We start from the raw sequence: 19,652 nt of genomic DNA, 5'->3' as shown, positions 1-19,652 counted from the left end.
CTCCATCCATGCACCGATCTACGTGCGTAGAGAACGCGTGCAGGCTCTCTGACGCCGCGTCGAAGGAGCAGCTCATGTCCCACGTCGTACGCGCCGCACTCGTCCAGGCGACCTGGACCGGCGACACCGAATCCATGATTGCCAAGCACGAGGAACACGCGCGCGAGGCCGCCCGGCAGGGCGCGAAGATCATCGGCTTCCAGGAGGTGTTCAACGCCCCCTACTTCTGCCAGGTCCAGGAGCCCGAGCACTACCGCTGGGCCGAGCCGGTCCCCGACGGGCCGACCGTCCGGCGCATGCGGGACCTGGCCCGTGAGACCGGCATGGTGATCGTCGTCCCGGTCTTCGAGATCGAGCAGTCCGGCTTCTACTACAACACCGCGGCCGTGATCGACGCCGACGGCTCGTACCTCGGCAAGTACCGCAAGCACCACATCCCGCAGGTCAAGGGATTCTGGGAGAAGTACTACTTCAAGCCCGGCAACGCCGGCTGGCCGGTCTTCGACACCGCCGTCGGCAAGGTCGGGGTGTACATCTGCTACGACCGGCACTTCCCCGAGGGGTGGCGCCAACTGGGTCTCGGAGGGGCCCAGTTGGTGTACAACCCGTCGGCCACCTCACGCGGACTCTCCAGCCACCTCTGGCAGTTGGAGCAGCCGGCCTCCGCCGTCGCCAACGAGTACTTCGTCGCCGCGATCAACCGGGTCGGCCAGGAGGAGTACGGCGACAACGACTTCTACGGCACCAGCTACTTCGTCGACCCGCGCGGCCAGTTCGTCGGGGACGTGGCCAGCGACAAGGAAGAGGAACTCGTCGTCCGCGACCTGGACTTCGACCTGATCGAGGAAGTCCGCCAACAGTGGGCGTTCTACCGGGACCGACGGCCCGACGCCTACGACGGGCTGGTGGAGCCGTGACCGGACTGCACGAGCGCCACCTCGCCGTCAGCCCCGCATGGCTGGCCCTCTACTACCGCCACCCCCTGGAACTCACCCACGGCGAGGGCCGCCACGTCTGGGACGCGGACGGCAACCGCTACCTGGACTTCTTCGGCGGCATCCTCACCACGATGACCGCCCACGCCCTGCCCGAGGTGACCAAGGCGGTCGCCGAACAGGCCGGGCGGATCATCCACTCCTCCACCCTCTACCTCAACCGCCCCATGGTGGAGATGGCCGAGCGGATCGCCGCCCTCTCCAAGATCCCCGACGCCCGGGTCTTCTTCACCACCTCCGGCACCGAGGCCAACGACACCGCGCTGCTGCTCGCCACCGCGTACCGCCGCTCCAACCAGATCCTCGCGATGCGCAACAGCTACCACGGCCGCTCGTTCTCCACGGTCTCCATCACCGGCAACCAGGCCTGGTCGCCCACCAGTCTGTCCCCGCTCCAGACCCTGTACGTCCACGGCGGCGTCCGCAGCCGGGGCCCGTACGCCGAGTTGAGCGACGAGCGGTTCATCCAGGCGTGCGTCGCCGACCTGGAGGACCTCCTCGGGCACACCCGCCGGCCCGCGGCCCTGATCGCCGAACCCATCCAGGGCGTCGGCGGCTTCACCTCCCCGCCCGACGGCCTGTTCGCCGCGTTCCGGGAGGTCCTGGACCGGCACGGGGTGCTGTGGATCTCGGACGAGGTGCAGACCGGCTGGGGCCGTACCGGTGACCACTTCTGGGGGTGGCAGGCGCACGCCGAGAACGGGCCGCCGGACATCCTCACCTTCGCCAAGGGCATCGGCAACGGCATGTCGGTCGGGGGAGTGGTGGCCCGGGCCGAGGTGATGAACTGCCTCGACGCCAACTCCATCTCCACCTTCGGCGGTTCACCGATCACCATGGCCGCGTCGCTCGCCAACCTCGGTTACGTCCTGGAGCACGACCTCCAGGGCAACGCACGGCGCGTCGGCGGGCTTCTCATGGAACGGCTGCGCTCCATCGCCGCGGCGTCGCCCGCCGTGCGCGAGGTGCGCGGCCGGGGCCTGATGATCGGCATCGAGCTGGTGAGGCCCGGCACCGACGAGGCCGACCCCGAAGCCGCCGCGGCCGTCCTCGAAGCGGCCCGCGCGGGCGGACTGCTGATCGGCAAGGGCGGCGGCCACAGCACCAGCGTCCTCAGGATCGCCCCGCCGCTGACCCTGACCGTCGCCGAGGCCGAGGAAGGCGCGGCGATCCTCGCGGACGCCCTGCACGCGGCGGGCTGAGCGCCGCCCGGCGGAGCCCGTACGTACACGAACCGCGCGGGGCGGCCCCGCCCGTACGCCCAGAGGGCCGGCGGGGCCGCCCCGAGTTAAGGAGCTACCCATGAGCCGCACCGTCATCCACGGTGGCCTGGTCATCACCGCGTCCGACGAGATCCACGCCGACGTGCTCGTCGAGGGCGGCCGGATCGCCGCCCTCGCCGCCCACGGAACCGACGCCGCCGAGAGCTGGAGCGCCGACCGGCGGATCGACGCGACGGGCAAATACGTCATCCCGGGCGGCGTCGACGGGCACACCCACATGGAGATGCCGTTCGGCGGGACGTACGCCGCCGACACCTTCGAGACCGGCACCCGGGCCGCCGCCTGGGGCGGCACCACCACCATCGTCGACTTCGCGATCCAGAGCGTGGGCCGCTCCCTGCGCGACGGGCTCGACGCCTGGTACGCCAAGGCCGACGGCAACTGCGCCATCGACTACGCCTTCCACATGATCCTCGCGGACGTGAACCCCTCCTCGCTCAAGGAGATGGACCTCCTCGTCTCCGAGGGCGTCACCTCCTTCAAGCTGTTCATGGCCTACCCCGGCGTCTTCTACAGCGACGACGGCCAGATCCTGCGCGCCATGCAACGGGCCTCCGGAAACGGCGGGCTGATCATGATGCACGCCGAGAACGGCATCGCCATCGACGTCCTCGTCGAGCAGGCCCTCGCCGCCGGCCACACCGACCCCCGCTACCACGGGGACGTCCGCAAGGTCGCCCTGGAGGCCGAAGCCACCCACCGCGCCGTCCAGCTCGCCCGGGTCGCCGGATCCCCCCTCTACGTCGTCCACGTCTCCGCCGACGAGGCCGTCGCCGAGATCGCCGCCGCCCGCCACAAGGGCCTCCCCGTCTTCGGCGAGACCTGCCCGCAGTATCTGTTCCTCTCCACCGACAACCTCGCCGAGCCCGACTTCGAGGGCGCCAAGTACGTCTGCTCCACCCCGCTGCGCCCCAAGGAACACCAGGAAGCCCTGTGGCGGGGCCTGCGCAACAACGAACTCCAGGTCGTCTCCACCGACCACTGCCCGTTCTGCTTCTCGGGCCAGAAGGAGATGGGCCGCGGCGACTTCTCCAAGATCCCCAACGGCATGCCGGGCGTCGAGCACCGCATGGACCTGCTGCACCAGGCGGTCGTGGACGGGCACCTCACCCGCCGCCGCTGGATCGAGATCGCCTGCGCCTCCCCGGCCCGGATGTTCGGCCTCTACCCGAAGAAGGGCACCATCGCCCCGGGCGCCGACGCCGACATCGTCATCTACGACCCGAACGCCGAACAGACCCTCTCCGCCGAGACCCACCACATGAACGTCGACTACTCGGCGTACGAGGGCAAACGCATCACCGGCCAGGTCGAGACCGTGCTCTCGCGCGGCGAACTCGTCATCACAGGAAGGAAGTTCACGGGTCGAGCCGGACACGGCATGTACACCCCCCGCGCCACCTGTCAGTACCTGGACTAGGAGATCCCGCCATGGACTTCGGACTCGTCCTCCAGACGGACCCGCCCGCCTCCGCCGTCGTCGGCCTGATGCGGCGCGCCGAGCGCAACGGCTTCCGCTACGGCTGGACCTTCGACTCGGCGGTGCTCTGGCAGGAGCCGTTCGTCATCTACAGCCGCATCCTGGAACACACGGAGAAGCTGACCGTGGGCCCGATGGTCACCAACCCCGGCACCCGCACCTGGGAGGTGACCGCCTCCACCTTCGCCACCCTCAACGACATGTACGGCAACCGCACCGTCTGCGGCATCGGGCGCGGCGACTCCGCGATGCGCGTCGCGGGCCGCGCTCCCAACACCCTGGCCCGGCTCGGCGAGGCCATCGACGTCATCCGGGACCTCGCGGAGGGCCGGGAGGCGACGGTCGACGGGCAGCCGCTCCGGATCCCCTGGGTGAAGGACGGGAAGCTGCCGGTGTGGATGGCGGCGTACGGACCCAAGGCCCTGGCCCTGGCGGGGCAGAAGGCCGACGGCTTCATCCTCCAGCTCGCCGACCCCTTCCTCACCGAGTGGATGATCAAGGCGGTACGGGACGCGGCCTCCGACGCCGGACGGGACCCGGACTCCGTCACCATCTGCGTCGCCGCCCCCGCCTACGTCGGCGACGACCTCGACCACGCCCGGGAGCAGTGCCGCTGGTTCGGCGGGATGGTCGGCAACCACGTGGCCGACCTGGTCGCCCGCTACGGCGAGCACTCCGGCCTGGTGCCGGAAGCGCTCACCGCGTACATCGCCGGACGCTCCGGCTACGACTACAGCCACCACGGGCGCAGCGGCAACCCGGACACCGCCTTCGTCCCGGACGAGATCGTCGACCGGTTCTGTCTGCTCGGTCCCGCCGAGGCGCACATCGAGAAGCTCCGGGCGCTGCGGGACATGGGCGTCGACCAGTTCGCGCTGTACAACATGCACGACGCCCGGGAGACGACCATCGACGCCTACGGGGCCGAGATCATCCCGGCCCTCACCGCGTGACCGCCTGACCGCCCGACCTTTCGCCATTGTCCCCACGCGCACCACCCGCACCGCCCCGCACGGCACCGCTCCCGAGCGAAGGGCCCGTCCGCCATGACCGCCGCCGTCCCACCAACCCCACCAACCCCACCGACCCCACCGACCCCACCCACCCCACCGACCTCCCCGAGCGACGCGATACCCGGCCCGGCCGCGTCCGGCCGGGTCGAACTCGCCCACGGATACGTCCCCGACGACCCCCGCTTCGCCAACGACGACCTGCTGCCCGTCCCCGTCGAGCGCCGCACCTGGACGACGTACAACTTCGCGGCCCTGTGGATCGGCATGGCCCACAACATCCCGTCCTGGCTGCTCGCCTCCGGTCTGGTGGCGCTCGGCATGGACTGGAAACAGGCCGTCTTCACCATCGCGCTCGCCAATGTGATCGTGCTGGCCCCGATGCTGCTCACCGGGCACGCCGGTCCCAAGTACGGCATTCCCTTCCCGGTCCTGGCCCGAGCCTCTTTCGGACTGCGCGGCGCGAACCTCCCCGCCCTGATCCGGGCCGCCGTCGCCTGCGCGTGGTTCGGCATCCAGACCTGGATCGGCGGCGTCGGCATCTTCACGCTGCTCGGCAAGCTCTTCGGCGGCTGGTCCGGCGCGGCGGAGGTCGGCGGGCAGCCGTGGACCCTCTGGCTCTGCTTCGCCCTTTTCTGGGCTCTCGAACTGGCCATCATCTACCGGGGGATGGATGCCCTGCGCCGCTTCGAGAACTGGGCGGCGCCCTTCGTCCTGGTCGGTGCTGTCGTCCTGCTCGTCTGGGTCGCGGTCAAGGCGGGCGGCTTCGGCCCGCTGCTGGACCAGCCGTCCGCGCTCGGCTGGGGCGCCGACTTCTGGCCGGTCTTCTTCCCCTCGCTGATGGGCATGATCGCCTTCTGGTCGACGCTCTCCCTCAACATCCCCGACTTCACCCGCTTCGGCGCGGGCCAACGGGCCCAGATCCGGGGGCAGTCGCTCGGGCTGCCGACCACCATGACGTTCTTCGCGCTGCTCTCGGTCTTCGTCACCTCCGGATCGCAGGCGGTGTACGGGGTGGCCATCTGGGACCCGGTCCAGCTCGTGGCCCGTACCGACAACGTCTTCGGGCTGGTCTTCGGCCTGGTCACCGTGCTGATCGCGACGATCTCGGTGAACATCGCGGCGAACGTGGTCTCACCGGCGTACGACCTGGCGAACCTCGCGCCGAAGTTCATCAGCTTCCGGACCGGGGCGCTGATCACGGGCGTGCTCGGGGTCGTGATCATGCCGTGGAAGCTCACCGAGACGCCCGAGTTGTACATCTTCACCTGGCTGGGCCTGGTCGGCGGACTGCTCGGCACCGTCGCGGGGATCCTGATCGCCGACTACTGGATCGTCCGCCGGACCGTCCTCGATCTGGCCGACCTCTACCGGCCCGGCGGCAGGTACTGGTACCGGAGCGGCTGGAACTGGCGGGCGGTGGCGGCCTTCGCGGTCGGCGGCGTCCTCGCGGTGGGCGGCTCGCACTCGGCTCCCGGCAAGGGACCCTTCCCCGCCGACGGACTGATCCCGTTCCTGCAACCGCTGGCCGACTACGGCTGGGCGGTCGGGCTGGCCTCCTCGCTGCTCCTGTACGTCGCGCTGACCCGCCGGGAGAGTCCGGTGGTGACGGGCTGAGTCACGCAGCCGGGGCGTAGCAACCCGGCCGACTGGTGGCCGGCCTGTCCGTAGCGCTCTGGACGGTGCCTCAGACGGGTTTGACGCTGCGGCCCAGCAAGGCCGTGACGTCCACCGTCTCGTCCGCCGAGGGGGTGGCCGTGGGCACGGGCCGGTCGAATCCGGAGAAGTCCACGGTCCCTTGCTCGTCGGCGTTGCGCACGGTGATCCGCACCGGGTACGGCGTGCCCTCGGCGGCCACGTAGGCCGTCAGGCGTTCGTTGCCCTCGGCGCGGGTCACCGGAACCACGGGCGCACCGTTCACCTCGGTCTTCTCGCCCTTGGTCAGGGTGGACCGGCCGGCGGTGTCGGCGTTGTCCGTGATGAGCTCGCGGAAGGTGTCGAGATCGCAGACCTCGGTCACGCTCAGCAGCCGGGGGTTGTCGGCCTCGGCTTTCATGTAGCGGCCGTCGAGGATCGCGTCGAAGGTGGAGCCGCCGATCGGCACATGCTGCTTCCAGAAGGCGGCATCCGGCTTCAGCCAGACGTCGTCGCCGCGCTTCACGATCTCCACCGAGCCCTCGTCGCCCATGTCGACGCCGCCCGTGCAGTTTCCCTCGCGGTCCAGGGTGAGGTCCAGGCTCATGTCCGGGCCGCTCCCGTCGAGACTCCCCCGCGCGCTCAGATGCAGGGAGTCGACGTCGAGCAGGGCGTCGCGAGAGCGGTCGGCGATCTCCTCGGCGGAGAGCGAGTCGATGTCGTCGTCAGCCTGCGCGACCACCCCACTCGTCAGGGTGAGGGCAACCGTCGCGGCCCCTGCCGCCGCGCGTGCGGCCCAACGGTGTGCGCTCACATCGCCTCCTCGAAAACGCCCCGGTCAGGGGGTGCGCTCCATGAGAACCGGCACATTCGAGCGTACGCCGCGAGCCGGGGAGCCGCCCGGCGCACACACGGAGCGTGAGAGGTGAACGCGTTTCTCGTCACGGAGGGTGGGCAGAGCTGCGGTGATCCCGCCCGGGATCACCGTAAGCACGCACCACGTCACGCACCACGTCACGCACCACGTAAGGAGAACCAATGAAGCTGTTCACGGGGAAGCGGCCGTTCACGGGGAGCGACCGGTTCCGGTCGGCCCGGCGGGCCGTCGCCGCAGCCTCCATGGCGGCAGCGCTGGCGGTCCCCGTCACCGCGGCGACGGCGACCGCCGCCCCGGCCGCGATCCCGCCCGGCCTCTCCTGCGAGACCGGCAAGCACGCCATCGACGACTACACGGGCTTCGCGCTCTGTCGCAACAACGGCAGCCAGACGCAGATCTTCTGGGTCCACCTCGTCTGCGGCTGGTCCCCGGACGTCGACGGCGAGCACGTCACCCTCAGGCCCGGCGAGTCCAGCCAGTCCACCGCCCACTGCGGAAGCCTGGGCACCGGCATCGGCGAGATCCACGTCCGCCCGTGACCTCGTGGCGATAGGCCCGGACCCCCGTTCCGGCCGGAACGGTTGAGCGTGCCGCCTCCTCTCGTTACCCTCCAGTAAGTACGTGTGGGCGCAGCCGGGACGACCGGTGGGCCCGCACCACGAGGGAGGCGGCACGCCCATGTCCTCAGCGGAGCCCACCGAAGCGCAGGCCACCGAGCAGACCGGCCCGGCCGTACGGGAACCCGGACACGGTCCCCGCCCCACCGCCCCCGTTCCGCCGCCGGGCCCGGGGCCCGGACTCGCGGAGAGCGCCCGTCGGCTCGCCAACGCGGCCACCACCTCCACCGCACTCGTGGCCGACGCCCTCGCCCGCATCGAGGCCACGCAGCCCACCCTCAACGCCTTCCGCCACCTGCGCGCCGAAGCGGCTCTCGCCGAGGCCGCGGAGGCCGACCGGCGGCTCGCGGCGGGGGAGCGGCTGCCGCTCCTCGGCGTGCCGGTCGCCGTCAAGGACGACACCGACGTGGCGGGCCTGCCCACCCACTTCGGCTGCGACGGGGAGCGGCCCCCGGCCGCCTCCGACAGCGAGGCGGTCCGCCGGCTGCGCGCCGCCGGAGCCGTCGTCGTCGGCAAGACCAACTCCTGCGAACTGGGCCAGTGGCCCTTCACCGAAGGCCCCGCCTTCGGGGCCACCCGCAACCCCTGGAACACCGCGCACACCCCGGGCGGTTCCTCCGGCGGATCGGCGGCGGCCGTCGCCGCCGGACTCGTCCCCGCCGCCCTCGGCTCGGACGGCGCCGGATCCGTGCGCATCCCCGCCGCGTGGACGCACCTCGTCGGCATCAAACCGCAGCGCGGGCGCATCTCGGTCCACCCGCACAGCGACGCCTTCCAGGGGCTCACTGTGAACGGCACCCTCACCCGTACGGTCGCCGACGCGGCGCTGCTCCTGGACGCCGTCGCCGGCGCGCACCCCGAGGACCTCCACCGCCCGCCCGCCGTGCGCGCCGCCGACGCCGCCCGCCGCGACCCGGGCCGCCTCCGCATCGCCCTCGCCTGGCGTCCCCCGCTCACGCTCACCGGCGCCGGACCGGACCCGGAGGTGCGCCGGGCCGTCACCGCGCTCGCCGAGACCCTCGCCCGGCTCGGCCACCACGTCGAGGAGGCCCGCCCCCGGTACGGGCTGATCGGCCTCGCCTTCGTGCCCCGCGCCACCGCGGGCATCGCGGAATGCGCCGCCCGCCACCCCGAACCGGCCCTGCTCGACCCGCGCACCCGCAGCGCCCTGCGGACCGGGACACGGCTGGGCGGGCGGGTGGTGCGGGCCGCCCGCGCCCGTGAAGTGCGCCAGCACCGCAGGATCGGCGCCCTCTTCGACGCCTCCGGCTTCGACGTGCTGCTCACTCCCACCACGGCCGCGCCGCCGCCCCGGATCGGCGCCTTCGACCGCCTCAGCGCCTGGCGCACCGACCTCACGATGGCGGCCGCCTGCCCCTACGCCTGGCCGTGGAACGTCCTCGGCTGGCCCGGGGTGAACGTCCCGGCCGGCTTCACCCGGTCCGGGCTCCCGGTCGGCGCCCAGCTCCTGGGCCCCTCCCGCAGTGAGGAGCGGCTCATCGCGCTCGCCGCCCAGCTCGAGGACGATCTGCGCTGGTACGAGCATCGCCCACCGGCCTGACGGCCAGGGCTCACCCCTGGGCGGTCAGCCCCGCCTCCACCCGCTCCACGGCCAGCATCGCGCCGAACGCGACCAGATGGACCAGACAGTGATCGGTGAACGGCTCCACCCGCCAGGCCTTCACGTCCTCGGCCGTGATCCGGTACGGGGCCCGCGCCGCGAGCAGCGCCAGCCGGGCCCCCGGCCGCTCCGCCCGGTCCGGCAGCCCGTCACCGGTCAGCGGCAGCGGCGTGAACCCGTCCCAGGCCGCTACCGATTCCCGTACGAGCACGGCGTCCCGCTCGTCCAGCAGCCCGGCGCCCGCGTGGGCCGCCGCCCGCAGGGCGCCGAAGGCCGCGCCCACCGGGGTGCCCGCGGCCCAGGGCGGCTGCGGGCCCTCGGTTCCCAGCAGCGGAAGGCTCAGCCCCGGCTCCGGCCGGCCGCGCACCGCGCGGACCAGGGCCCGCCCCGCCTCGCTGTCCAGCAGCTCGGCCGGGTCCGCGCCGCCGGACACCGCCTCCTCGTCGATGAGGGCGGAGACGATCCGGTTGATGAAGTGGAAGGCCAGGGCGGAGCCCACGAACTCCGGTGCGTCGGCGGCGGCGAAGGGCCAAGGCCCCCGCATGTCCTGCCCCCAGGTCAGCAGTCGCGCGTGCTCCGGATCGGCCGGCCGTCCGCCCCGGGCCAGCGATCCGGCCAGCTCCCGGTCGCCACCCGCGTACAGCAGCAGGGTGTGCGCGCCCACGCAGAACGGGCAGCGGTTGGCCAGCGACACCCCGTACGTCACCAACTCCTTCTCCGTACGGGAGGCGTGGCCCGACAGCAGGGACTCCCGCATCAGGGCCCAGGCCCCCGCCATCAGATCGGGCGCGGCGGACAGCGCGACGAAGGGCAGAGCGCCTTCGATGCCGAAGTCGCGGGTCAGCTGGGCGTGGACGGCGGCGGCCGTTCCCGTCGTCCGCTCGGCGGGTTCGGGCGAGGTGAAGCGGAAAGGTGAGGTCATGCCCCGGATACTGGCGGCCGCGAGCCCTCCGGGGCGTCGTACGGGGGGAGACACCCGGGGCTGATCCGGGCGGACCGCGCGGGCGCCCGGCTACTCCCCGGGGAGTAGCCCCGGGGCCCTCTCCGAGGAGGACGCGGCCGCCACCGTACCGGCGTTAGGCTCCGCCCATGCAGGGGGACGGGGCACGACGGGCGTATCTGCTGGACGGGGCGCTCGCCGCCGCCATCGCCGCGGCGGTCACCGCGGTGGCCTGGGCGGCCTCCTCGCCGAGCGCCCTCGACCTGTTGCTCATCGGGACGGGTTCGCTCGCCCTGGCCGGACACCGGCGCGCCCCGCGGGCGGTCCTCGCGGTGACGGCCCTGTGCCTCCTTGGGTACGTCGTCCATGCCCAGCCCGGCAGTTGGGCGGCTTTCCCGGTCGTCGTCGCCGTCCACGCGGCGGCCCGCAGCGGGCACCGGGCCTTCGGCATCGCGGCCGGGGCGGTCTTCCTGGCCGGGTACCTCGGCGCCCTGCTCGCCTCCGGGCCGGGCGCGGGGGAGACCGTCGAGCGTGCGCTGCTGCTGCTCGGCTGGTTCCTCTGTGCCTCGGTCACCGGACTGATCGACAAGAACTGGCAGGCCTATCTGCACCAGACGGAGCAGCGTGCGCTGGACGCCGAACGCACCCGCGAGGAGACGGCGTTGCGTCGGGCCGGTGAGGAACGTCTGCGCATCGCGCGCGAGTTGCACGACTCCCTCACTCACTCCATCTCGATCGTGAAGCTCCAGGCGGGCGTGGCCGTCCACCTCGCCCACAAGCGCGGAGCCGCGGTCGACCCCGCCCTGCTCGCCATCCAGGAGGCGGGCGGCGAGGCCATGCGCGAACTGCGCGCCACACTGGAGGTCCTGCGCACGGACGGGCCGGAGGAGCCCTTGTCCCCGGGTGCGGGCCTGGCGCGCATGGGCGAGCTGACCGAACGTGCCCGGGCGGCCGGGATCACGCTGTCCGTCCGTACCGACGGCGCCGCGCGCCCCCTGCCCGAGGACGTCGACCGCACCGCGTACCGCATCGTCCAGGAAGCCCTGACCAACGTCGCCCGGCACGCGGGCCGGGCGAGGACCGCCGTGCGGATCGGCTACACGGAGCGGATCCTCACCGTCGCGGTCCTCGACGAGGGCCCGTGCGCGCCCGCCGCCACCATCACCCCGGGCACCGGACTCACCGGCATGCGCGAACGCGTCGCGGCCCTCGGCGGCACCCTGGTCGCGGCCCCTCGACCGGACGGCGGATTCGCCGTCCACGCGGAACTGCCGCTGACCCTTCCGCTGCCCGGCGCCGTGAGCACCCGGTGAGGGCGCGCGGCCCCCTGCGCGTCGCGATCATCGACGACCAGGCCCTGATGCGCGCCGGATTCCGGGCCCTGCTGGAAGCCGAGGAGGACATCGAGGTCGTCGGAGAGGCCGCGGACGGCCGCGCCGGACTCGACCTCGTCCGCGAGCAGACGCCCGACGTGGCGCTCCTGGACATCAGCATGCCCGTGATGACCGGGATCGAGGCCACCCGCGCGATCACCGCCGACCCCCTCCTGGCCCCGGTGCGCGTCGTCATCCTCACCAACTACGGACTGGACGCCTACGTCTTCGAGGCGCTGCGCGCCGGAGCCGCGGGCTTCCTCCTGAAGGACACCGAGCCCGCCGAACTGCTCCGGGCGATCAGGGTCGCCGCCGCCGGCGACGCCCTCCTCTCCCCCGCGATCACCCGCAGGCTGATCGGCGAGTTCGTCGCCCGCCCTCCGGACCGCGCCACTGCCCCCGGACTGGAGTCCCTCACCCGACGTGAGCGCGAGGTCACCGCGCTCGCCGCCCGGGGCCTCAGCAACGACGAGATCGCCGTCCACATGGTGGTCAGCCCCTTCACCGCCAAGACCCATGTGAGCCGCGCCATGATCAAGCTCGGCGCCCGCGACCGGGCCCAGCTCGTGGTCTTCGCCTACGAGTCCGGGCTGGTCGAGCCCCGGTCGCGGACCGGCGATGGCCCGACTCCGGGACACGGACGCGTCCACGGTGTGTGAAGCCGTGCGGGGGCCTTGTGGAGCCTGGCACCGTGAAGAGATATCTTGATGTCAAGCAATGTTGCAGACGTGGAGCGGAGCACCCGGTGACTGACTCGACCATCATCTATACGCACACCGACGAGGCCCCTGCCCTGGCGACCTACTCGTTCCTGCCCGTCGTCGAGGCCTATGCCTCGACCGCAGGCGTCACGGTCGAGCGCCGTGACATCTCCCTCGCGGGCCGGATCATCGCCAGTTTCCCGGAGCACCTCAAGGCCGAGCAGCGTATCGATGACGCTCTCGCCGAGCTCGGCGAGCTGGCCAGGACGCCCGGCGCGAACATCATCAAGCTGCCGAACATCTCGGCGTCGATCCCGCAGCTCAAGGCCGCCATCGCCGAGCTCCAGGAGCAGGGCTACGCGCTTCCGGACTACCCGGACGACCCGCGGACCGACGAGGCCGAGGACGTTCGCGCCCGGTACGACAAGGTCAAGGGCAGCGCCGTGAACCCGGTGCTGCGCGAGGGCAACTCCGACCGCCGCGCCCCCGCGTCCGTCAAGAACTACGCCAAGGCCCACCCGCACCGCATGGGCGCCTGGAGCGCCGACTCGAAGACGAACGTCGCCACGATGGGCGTCGACGACTTCCGCTCCACCGAGAAGTCCGCGGTCATCGCCGAGGACGGCTCGCTCCGTATCGAGCTCCACGGCGACGACGGCGCCACCACCGTGCTCCGCGAGTCCGTACCCGTCCTCGAGGGCGAGGTCGTCGACGCGGCCGTCATGCGCGTCGCCGCGCTGCGCGAGTTCTTCACCGCGCAGGTCGCCCGCGCCAAGGCCGAGGGCGTGCTGTTCTCCGTGCACCTCAAGGCCACCATGATGAAGGTCTCCGACCCGATCATCTTCGGCCACGCGGTCCGCGCCTTCTTCCCGAACACCTTCGCCAAGTACGGCGACCAGCTCGCCGCGGCGGGCCTCACCCCGAACGACGGCCTGGGCGGCATCCTCAAGGGCCTGGACTCGCTGCCGGACGTCGGCGCCGACATCCAGGCGTCCTTCGAGGCCGAGCTCGCCGAGGGCCCCGCCCTCGCGATGGTCGACTCCGACAAGGGCATCACCAACCTGCACGTCCCCAGCGACGTCATCGTCGACGCCTCGATGCCCGCCATGATCCGCACCTCGGGTCACATGTGGGGTCCGGACGGCGACGAGGCCGACACCATCGCCGTCCTCCCGGACAGCAGCTACGCCGGTGTCTACCAGGTCGTCATCGACGACTGCCGCGCCAACGGCGCCTTCGACCCGTCGACCATGGGCTCCGTGCCCAACGTCGGTCTGATGGCGCAGAAGGCCGAGGAGTACGGCAGCCACGACAAGACCTTCGAGATCCCCGCCACCGGCACCGTGCGCGTCGTCGACGCGAGCGGCGCGGTCGTGCTGGAGCAGGCCGTCGGCGCCGGCGACATCTTCCGGATGTGCCAGACCAAGGACCTGCCGATCCAGGACTGGGTCAAGCTCGCCGTCACCCGCGCCCGCGCCACCGGCAACCCGGCCGTGTTCTGGCTGGACGAGACCCGCGCGCACGACGCCAACCTGATCGCCAAGGTCACCACGTACCTCGCCGACCACGACACGGACGGCCTGGACATCTCCATCAAGTCCCCGGTCGAGGCCACGGCCTTCTCCCTGGAGCGCATCCGCCGCGGCGAGGACACCATCTCCGTCACCGGCAACGTGCTCCGCGACTACCTCACCGACCTCTTCCCGATCCTGGAGCTCGGCACCAGCGCGAAGATGCTCTCCGTCGTCCCGCTGATGAACGGCGGCGGCCTCTTCGAGACCGGCGCGGGCGGCTCGGCCCCCAAGCACGTCCAGCAGCTCGTCAAGGAGAACTACCTCCGCTGGGACAGCCTGGGCGAGTTCCTGGCCCTCGCGGTCAGCTTCGAGCACCTGGCGACCACCACGGACAACGCGCGGGCGCAGGTCCTGGCCGACACCCTGGACCGGGCGACGGGCACCTTCCTCAACGAGGACAAGTCCCCGAGCCGTCGCCTCGGCGGTATCGACAACCGCGGCAGCCACTTCTACCTGGCCCTGTACTGGGCCCAGGAGCTGGCGGGGCAGACCGACGACGCGAAGCTCGCCGAGGCGTTCGCGCCGCTCGCCAAGACGCTGGCCGAGCAGGAGGAGACCATCGTCGCCGAGCTGATCGCGGTGCAGGGCTCCCCGGCCGAGATCGGCGGCTACTTCCAGCCCGACCCGGCCAAGGCCGAGGCGATCATGCGCCCGTCCGCCACGTTCAACCAGGCCATCGCGTCCCTCGCCTGACCTGGTGGGAGGCGGATCCGTCCGCCTCACCGCCCCGCCCCGGCAGGCTCCGCGCCCGCCGGGGCGGTTCGCGTTCGGAGCCCGTACGGGTGAAGGACCAATCCGCCGGGGCCGGGGCTCCGAATGACGACCGTGAGTATCACCCGGAAAACCCTGACCCGCTCCACGCTGGCCGCCCTGAGCGGACTGCTCGCGGGCTTCGCCTCGCTGGCCGTCGCCGAGCTCGTCTCGGCGGCCGTCCGGCCCGAGGCGAGTCCGGTGACGGCGGTCGGCGGAGCGGCCATCGACCGGACGCCCGCCGGTGTGAAGGACTGGGCGATCCGGAACTTCGGCGAGGACGACAAGCTCGTCCTGCAACTCGGCATCGTGCTCACGCTCGCCCTCTTCGCCCTCGCCGTCGGCCTGTTGGCGCTGCGGCACCGGCGGGCCGGCTCCGCGGCCGTCCTGCTCTTCGGCGTGGTCGGCGCGGCGGCCGCCGTCAGCAGGCCGGACTCCACGGGCCTCGTGGACGGTCTGCCGTCGCTGCTGGGGGCGGTCATGGGGGCCGGGCTGCTGTACGTCCTCATCGGCCGGCTCACCAGCCCGCACCGCGACACCGGCGACGAGCAGGACCGCGAGCAGGCCAACGAGCCGGAGCACGAGGCCGGTTGGGACCGGCGGGGCTTCGTGATCGCCGCCACCGCCGCGGCCGCCGCGTCCACGGCGGCCGGTGCCGTCGGCCGCGCGCTGAACAGCCGAAGCAGCCAGAACGCCGTAGCGTCCCGCGAGTCCGTGACACTGCCGAAGCCGGCCTCGCCCGCGAAGCCGATCCCGGCGGGCGCACAGCTCAGGGTCCGCGGCATCAGCCCCTTCACCACCCCGAACGACTCCTTCTACCGGGTGGACACCGCGCTCGTGGTTCCCAAGGTCGACGCGGGCTCCTGGCGGCTCCGCGTCCACGGCAAGGGCGTACGCAGGGACCTGGAGTTCACCTACCAGGACCTGCTGGAACGCCCCTTGATCGAACGCGAGATCACGCTCTGCTGCGTCTCCAACGAGGTCGGCGGACCCTACATCGGTCACGCCCGGTGGATCGGCGTGCGCCTGGCCGACCTGCTCAAGGAGGCGGGCGTCAAGCCGCCGTCCCGAGGCGGCCAGGCCGACCAGATCATCGCCCGCTCGGTGGACGGCATGACGCTCGGCACCCCCGTCGAGGACGTCATGGACGGCCGGGACGCGATGCTCGCCGTCGGCATGAACGGCGAACCGCTGCCCTTCGTCAACGGGTTCCCCGTCCGGATGCTCGTCCCCGGCCTGTACGGGTACGTCTCCGCCTGCAAGTGGATCGAGGACATCGAACTCACCACGTTCGACGACTACGACGCCTACTGGGTGAAGCGCGACTGGGCGCGCGAGGCCCCGATCAAGACCCAGTCCCGGATCGACACCCCCAAGCCCTTCGGGCGCCCGAAGGCCGGCACGGTGATGGTGGCCGGAGTGGCCTGGGCCCAGCACCGCGGCATCGAGAAGGTCGAGATCCGGGTGGACGACGGTCCCTGGCGGCCGGCGCAACTCGCCGAACAGGGCACCGTCGACACCTGGCGCCAGTGGTCCTACCCCTGGAAGGCGACCCCCGGTGGCCACACCCTGACCGTCCGCGCCACCGACCGCACCGGCGAGCTCCAGACCGAGGAGCGCACCAAGACCGTCCCCGACGGTGCGAGCGGCTGGCACTCCGTCGTGGTGACCGTCGACTGACCGGTCAACCACTCGGGGGGGAGCAGCCGTGCGCCCGGCGCGGGCCCCGGAGGGATGCCCGGGACGTACCTACGGCACCCTGGCCGTCCACTCCGGCGTACCGAACTTCGTCCGTACGAGCTCCTCGGCGCGCGCCAGCTCGGCGTCCGTCACGCTGCCCGCGGTGAGCCCGTGACGCTTGCGGAACGATTCGATCATGCGCTCGATGACGGTCTGGCGGGGGAGCCCGGTCTGCCGTCGCAGCGGATCGACGCGCTTCTTCGCGGAGCGGGTGCCCTTGTCGGACATCTTCTCCTTGCCGATCCGCAGCACCTCCAGCATCTTGTCGGCGTCGATGTCGTACGCCATGGTCACGTGGTGCAGCACGGCTCCCGGTCCGCCGTCCGGCCCGACCATCCGCTTCTGCGCGGCCCCGGCGATCTTGCCGACCTCGGTGGCGATGTCGTTGAGCGGCTGGTACCAGGCCTTGATGCCCATGTCGGCGAGGGCTTCGAGGACCCAGTCGTCCAGGTAGGCGTAGCTGTCGGCGAACGACAGCCCGGAGACCAGGGACTGCGGGACGGCGAGCGAGTAGGTGATGGTGGAGCTGGGCTCGGCGAACATCGCGCCGCCGCCGGAGATCCGGCGTACGACGTTCACGCCGTGCCGCTCGACGCCCGTCGGGTCCACCTCGTTGCGCAGCGACTGGAAGCTGCCGATGATCACGGCGGGGGAGTCCCACTCCCAGACCCGCAGTGTCGGCGGCCGGAGCCCCGCCGCGACCTCGGCGGTGATGACCTCGTCCAGCGCCATGTGCAGGGCGGGCGACTGCGGGGCCTCGTGGATCAGCTGCCAGTCGTAGTCGCTCCACTCCGTGGCCTGCGCGAGCGCCCGGCGTACGGCGATGGCGACACCCTCCGCGCTCAGCCCGAGCATCACCGTGAAGTCGGGCAGCGCCGCCTCGATCCGGGCCGCGAGCCCGGCCGTGTCGGTGTTGGCCGGGGCGCCCTCCAGCGCCGCGTCGATCGCCAGGATCGCCTCGTCGGGTTCGAGGAAGAAGTCCCCGGCGACACGGACGTTCCGCAACGCCCCGCCCGCCACCTCCAGGTCCACCACGACCAGCTTGCCGCCGGGAACCTTGTACTCACCGTGCACAGCCATGCCTCCGCCCTAGGGTCCCGGCGCACCGTTGTGAGCCGGACACAAACGTCCATAACGCATGCGCGGGACCGGTTCATCCCGCCCACCCCTGGCATGATCGGCCGACATGAGCGTCGCACCCCGTCACCTCCTCGTCATCGGCATGGGCGCCGGCGACCCCGACCACCTCACGCTCGCCGCGGTGAAGGCCATGCGCCGGGCCGACGTCTTCTTCGTGCTGGGAAAGGGCAAGGAGAAGGACGCGCTGACCCGGCTGCGGCGGGACGTCCTCGACGCACACCTGACCGGCCCCTACCGCGTCGTCGAGGCCGAGGACCCGTGGCGGGACCGCACCCAGCAGGACGCCGGGCGCTACACCTCGGCGGTGCACGACTGGCGCCACCGCCGCGCCGACATCTGCGAACACCTGATCGTCGAGGAGCTCGCACCGGGGCAGTGCGGAGCCTTCCTGGTGTGGGGCGACCCGTCCCTGTACGACAGCACCCTCGCGATCCTCGACGACATTCTGGGCCGGGGCACGGTGGAATTCGGCCATGAGGTGATCCCCGGCATCAGCAGCGTCTCCGCCCTCGCCGCCCGGCACCGCGTCACCCTGAACCGGGTCGGCCGCCCCGTCCACATCACTCCCGGGCGTCGTCTCGCGCAGGGATTCCCCGAGGACTGCGACCTCGTCGTGATGCTCGACGGCCACGAGAGTTTCACGCAGCTGACGGGCAGGGGGTGGTGGATCCACTGGGGCGCCTACATCGGGACCCCGGAAGAGATCCTGGTCTCCGGCCCGCTCGACGAGGTGGCCGGCCGGATCAGCGGGCTGCGCGCGGAGGCCCGCGAACGGCACGGCTGGATCATGGACACCTACCTGCTGAGCCGGACGCCCGGCGCGGGCGGCGACTGACGGCCGATGACTGACGGGTCCACGTCGAGGCGCGGGCGGCGAGGGCCTCCGCACCTCGTCGTCGGACCGGCGTCAGGACCGTCAGGACCGTCAGGGGTGTCAGGGGTGTCAGCGCCGGGTTTCATGCGCCCTGATCACACCGAGCCCGTGCCCCAGGCTCGGGCATTCGGCGGTGAGGTCGTCGCCCCGCACCAGGTAGTCGTGCACCCGGCCGTCCGCCGGTCGTTCGATCGCGCGATACAGCGTGCCGTTCACGGTGATCGTCCAGTCGTCGCCGTCCTGGGCCCACCCGACTGTCTTCTTCATCTGGCGTTTTCCGTTTCCTCGGTCGGCCTCGCCGCGGGTCGGCGGCCGTGTAGTGGGAAGAAGAACGGCTTGTGACGCTCGGTGGTTCCGCAGTCGCTACGCCATTCGGTTACATCTGTGTCACTGTCATGTCCAGTGGACGCGATCGACCTGACTGGCGGTCAGCACGCAGCTGGCGAACGGTCGAACGAACGGAGAACGTGCGTGGGCTCGGCGGGCTGGGAAGCGGCGGCCATTGGGTGTCTGCCCCGGCAGACGTGCCCGCGAGTCCGAAGACCGGCCCGAGGTCGCCCTGCTGGAGACGACCAAGTGGTTTCACATCAACTACCACTAGCTGGAACCGGAGTTGCGGCCGGACACGGTGTTCACCGCCGCCTCCGCCAAGCAGGTCGCCCGTTCGCGGGCGACCTGCGTAGGGGAGCGGGCCGCCTCCAGGCTGATGACGTCGGCGTCGAGGCGCTTGCCGGGCAGGGCGCCGGCCGCACGCGACTGCGGCCTGAAGACCCGTGGCCGGCCCGAGACCCGGGTCGCCCTGGAGAGTCTGTTCGCCGCCGCGCGGGAGATCCGCGCGGAGCTGCCCACCGAAGCGGTGTGATGCGAGCGCGGTGCGAAGCGGCCGTCACCCGCGCCGGGCCCCGCCGCCTCGCGCCGGCTTGGGCTGCCGGCTCCGTCCCGACTACGCTCGGGGGAACGGTAGTTCGGACGCCGGTGGATCGCCCCGTACGGCGGGAACGCTTTCCCTCGCACGGCCGGAGTTAGGTTAGCCTAACCAGCG

17 protein-coding genes are annotated in these 19,652 nt (G+C 71.9%); 12 read left to right on the top strand and 5 right to left on the bottom strand.

Annotated features, from left to right (window positions below; genetic code table 11):
* Window positions 1–74 precede the first annotated feature (74 nt).
* The 5 genes from N7925_RS05135 to N7925_RS05115 all read left to right on the top strand — a co-directional run bounded on the left by N7925_RS05135 (window position 75) and on the right by N7925_RS05115 (window position 6,385).
* Window positions 75–917, top strand: coding sequence for a nitrilase-related carbon-nitrogen hydrolase (locus N7925_RS05135; RefSeq protein ID WP_274343177.1), 843 nt, complete (start codon window positions 75–77; stop codon window positions 915–917).
* The gene (locus N7925_RS05130) at window positions 914–2,197 is read left to right on the top strand and encodes an aspartate aminotransferase family protein (protein WP_265598306.1); all 1,284 of its coding nucleotides are present in this window, start codon (window positions 914–916) and stop codon (window positions 2,195–2,197) included. The genes N7925_RS05135 and N7925_RS05130 overlap by 4 nt, the downstream gene beginning before the upstream one ends.
* A gap of 100 nt (window positions 2,198–2,297) precedes the next feature.
* Window positions 2,298–3,698 carry a dihydropyrimidinase gene (hydA, locus tag N7925_RS05125; protein ID WP_274343176.1) on the top strand — a complete coding sequence of 467 codons (1,401 nt, stop codon included), beginning with the start codon at window positions 2,298–2,300 and terminating at the stop codon, window positions 3,696–3,698.
* Between the two features lie 11 nt (window positions 3,699–3,709).
* Complete coding sequence (locus tag N7925_RS05120) at window positions 3,710–4,711, top strand: TIGR03842 family LLM class F420-dependent oxidoreductase (protein WP_265598304.1); 1,002 nt, start codon at window positions 3,710–3,712, stop codon at window positions 4,709–4,711.
* 93 nt (window positions 4,712–4,804) lie between these two features.
* On the top strand, window positions 4,805–6,385 hold the full coding sequence (locus N7925_RS05115; RefSeq protein WP_274343175.1) for an NCS1 family nucleobase:cation symporter-1: 1,581 nt from the start codon (window positions 4,805–4,807) through the stop codon (window positions 6,383–6,385).
* A gap of 70 nt (window positions 6,386–6,455) precedes the next feature.
* Here the strand turns inward: N7925_RS05115 and N7925_RS05110 are convergent, their stop codons facing one another.
* Window positions 6,456–7,217, bottom strand: a complete 762-nt coding sequence (locus N7925_RS05110; RefSeq protein ID WP_265598302.1) for a hypothetical protein — start codon at window positions 7,215–7,217, stop codon at window positions 6,456–6,458.
* Between the two features lie 224 nt (window positions 7,218–7,441).
* Between N7925_RS05110 and N7925_RS05105 the strand changes: the two genes are divergently transcribed.
* Together N7925_RS05105 and N7925_RS05100 are read left to right on the top strand one after the other, a co-directional pair.
* The gene (locus tag N7925_RS05105) at window positions 7,442–7,819 is read left to right on the top strand and encodes a hypothetical protein (protein WP_265598301.1); all 378 of its coding nucleotides are present in this window, start codon (window positions 7,442–7,444) and stop codon (window positions 7,817–7,819) included.
* Between the two features lie 139 nt (window positions 7,820–7,958).
* Window positions 7,959–9,458 (top strand): amidase, encoded by a 1,500-nt coding sequence (locus N7925_RS05100; RefSeq protein ID WP_274343174.1) that lies wholly within the window; start codon window positions 7,959–7,961, stop codon window positions 9,456–9,458.
* 10 nt (window positions 9,459–9,468) lie between these two features.
* Here N7925_RS05100 and N7925_RS05095 read toward each other — a convergent pair whose 3' ends face one another.
* Window positions 9,469–10,440 (bottom strand): carboxymuconolactone decarboxylase family protein, encoded by a 972-nt coding sequence (locus N7925_RS05095; protein ID WP_274343173.1) that lies wholly within the window; start codon window positions 10,438–10,440, stop codon window positions 9,469–9,471.
* A gap of 167 nt (window positions 10,441–10,607) precedes the next feature.
* On the opposite strand from N7925_RS05095, the gene N7925_RS05090 reads away from it, so the two are divergent.
* From N7925_RS05090 to N7925_RS05075, 4 genes are all read left to right on the top strand, one after another.
* On the top strand, window positions 10,608–11,771 hold the full coding sequence (locus N7925_RS05090; RefSeq protein ID WP_274343172.1) for a sensor histidine kinase: 1,164 nt from the start codon (window positions 10,608–10,610) through the stop codon (window positions 11,769–11,771).
* The gene (locus N7925_RS05085) at window positions 11,768–12,490 is read left to right on the top strand and encodes a response regulator (protein WP_274343171.1); all 723 of its coding nucleotides are present in this window, start codon (window positions 11,768–11,770) and stop codon (window positions 12,488–12,490) included. Before N7925_RS05090 ends, N7925_RS05085 begins: the two co-directional genes overlap by 4 nt.
* Before the next feature lie 86 nt (window positions 12,491–12,576).
* Window positions 12,577–14,799, top strand: a complete 2,223-nt coding sequence (locus N7925_RS05080) for an NADP-dependent isocitrate dehydrogenase (protein ID WP_274343170.1) — start codon at window positions 12,577–12,579, stop codon at window positions 14,797–14,799.
* Window positions 14,800–14,922: 123 nt separating this feature from the next.
* Window positions 14,923–16,536, top strand: a complete 1,614-nt coding sequence (locus tag N7925_RS05075; RefSeq protein ID WP_265598295.1) for a molybdopterin-dependent oxidoreductase — start codon at window positions 14,923–14,925, stop codon at window positions 16,534–16,536.
* Window positions 16,537–16,605: 69 nt separating this feature from the next.
* Here the strand turns inward: N7925_RS05075 and N7925_RS05070 are convergent, their stop codons facing one another.
* Window positions 16,606–17,670 (bottom strand): lipoate--protein ligase family protein, encoded by a 1,065-nt coding sequence (locus N7925_RS05070; protein WP_274346398.1) that lies wholly within the window; start codon window positions 17,668–17,670, stop codon window positions 16,606–16,608.
* Window positions 17,671–17,782: 112 nt separating this feature from the next.
* Between N7925_RS05070 and cobF the strand changes: the two genes are divergently transcribed.
* Window positions 17,783–18,571, top strand: coding sequence for a precorrin-6A synthase (deacetylating) (cobF, locus tag N7925_RS05065; RefSeq protein ID WP_265598294.1), 789 nt, complete (start codon window positions 17,783–17,785; stop codon window positions 18,569–18,571).
* 108 nt (window positions 18,572–18,679) lie between these two features.
* On the opposite strand, the gene N7925_RS05060 is transcribed toward cobF, so the two are convergent.
* The gene (locus N7925_RS05060) at window positions 18,680–18,877 is read right to left on the bottom strand and encodes a hypothetical protein (protein ID WP_018961481.1); all 198 of its coding nucleotides are present in this window, start codon (window positions 18,875–18,877) and stop codon (window positions 18,680–18,682) included.
* 330 nt (window positions 18,878–19,207) lie between these two features.
* Entirely contained in the window at window positions 19,208–19,459 is a 252-nt protein-coding gene (locus N7925_RS05055) for a hypothetical protein (RefSeq protein WP_274343169.1), read from the bottom strand.
* Between the last annotated feature and the right edge of the window lie 193 nt (window positions 19,460–19,652).

The organism is Streptomyces sp. CA-278952, assembly GCF_028747205.1.
GTDB lineage: Bacteria > Actinomycetota > Actinomycetes > Streptomycetales > Streptomycetaceae > Streptomyces.
Note: the sequence above shows the minus strand (reverse complement) of the source record. Positions and strands in the feature narration are given on the sequence as shown.

Bases quoted from the DNA above. Each gene is read 5' to 3' on its own strand.
- N7925_RS05115 (WP_274343175.1), top strand. From the start codon at position 4,805: ATGACCGCCGCCGTCCCACCAACCCCACCAACCCCACCGACCCCACCG.
- cobF (WP_265598294.1), top strand. From the start codon at position 17,783: ATGAGCGTCGCACCCCGTCACCTCCTCGTCATCGGCATGGGCGCCGGC.
- N7925_RS05120 (WP_265598304.1), top strand. From the start codon at position 3,710: ATGGACTTCGGACTCGTCCTCCAGACGGACCCGCCCGCCTCCGCCGTC.
- N7925_RS05060 (WP_018961481.1), bottom strand. From the start codon at position 18,877: ATGAAGAAGACAGTCGGGTGGGCCCAGGACGGCGACGACTGGACGATC.
- N7925_RS05095 (WP_274343173.1), bottom strand. From the start codon at position 10,440: ATGACCTCACCTTTCCGCTTCACCTCGCCCGAACCCGCCGAGCGGACG.
- N7925_RS05135 (WP_274343177.1), top strand. From the start codon at position 75: ATGTCCCACGTCGTACGCGCCGCACTCGTCCAGGCGACCTGGACCGGC.
- N7925_RS05100 (WP_274343174.1), top strand. From the start codon at position 7,959: ATGTCCTCAGCGGAGCCCACCGAAGCGCAGGCCACCGAGCAGACCGGC.
- hydA (WP_274343176.1), top strand. From the start codon at position 2,298: ATGAGCCGCACCGTCATCCACGGTGGCCTGGTCATCACCGCGTCCGAC.
- N7925_RS05105 (WP_265598301.1), top strand. From the start codon at position 7,442: ATGAAGCTGTTCACGGGGAAGCGGCCGTTCACGGGGAGCGACCGGTTC.
- N7925_RS05090 (WP_274343172.1), top strand. From the start codon at position 10,608: ATGCAGGGGGACGGGGCACGACGGGCGTATCTGCTGGACGGGGCGCTC.
- N7925_RS05075 (WP_265598295.1), top strand. From the start codon at position 14,923: ATGACGACCGTGAGTATCACCCGGAAAACCCTGACCCGCTCCACGCTG.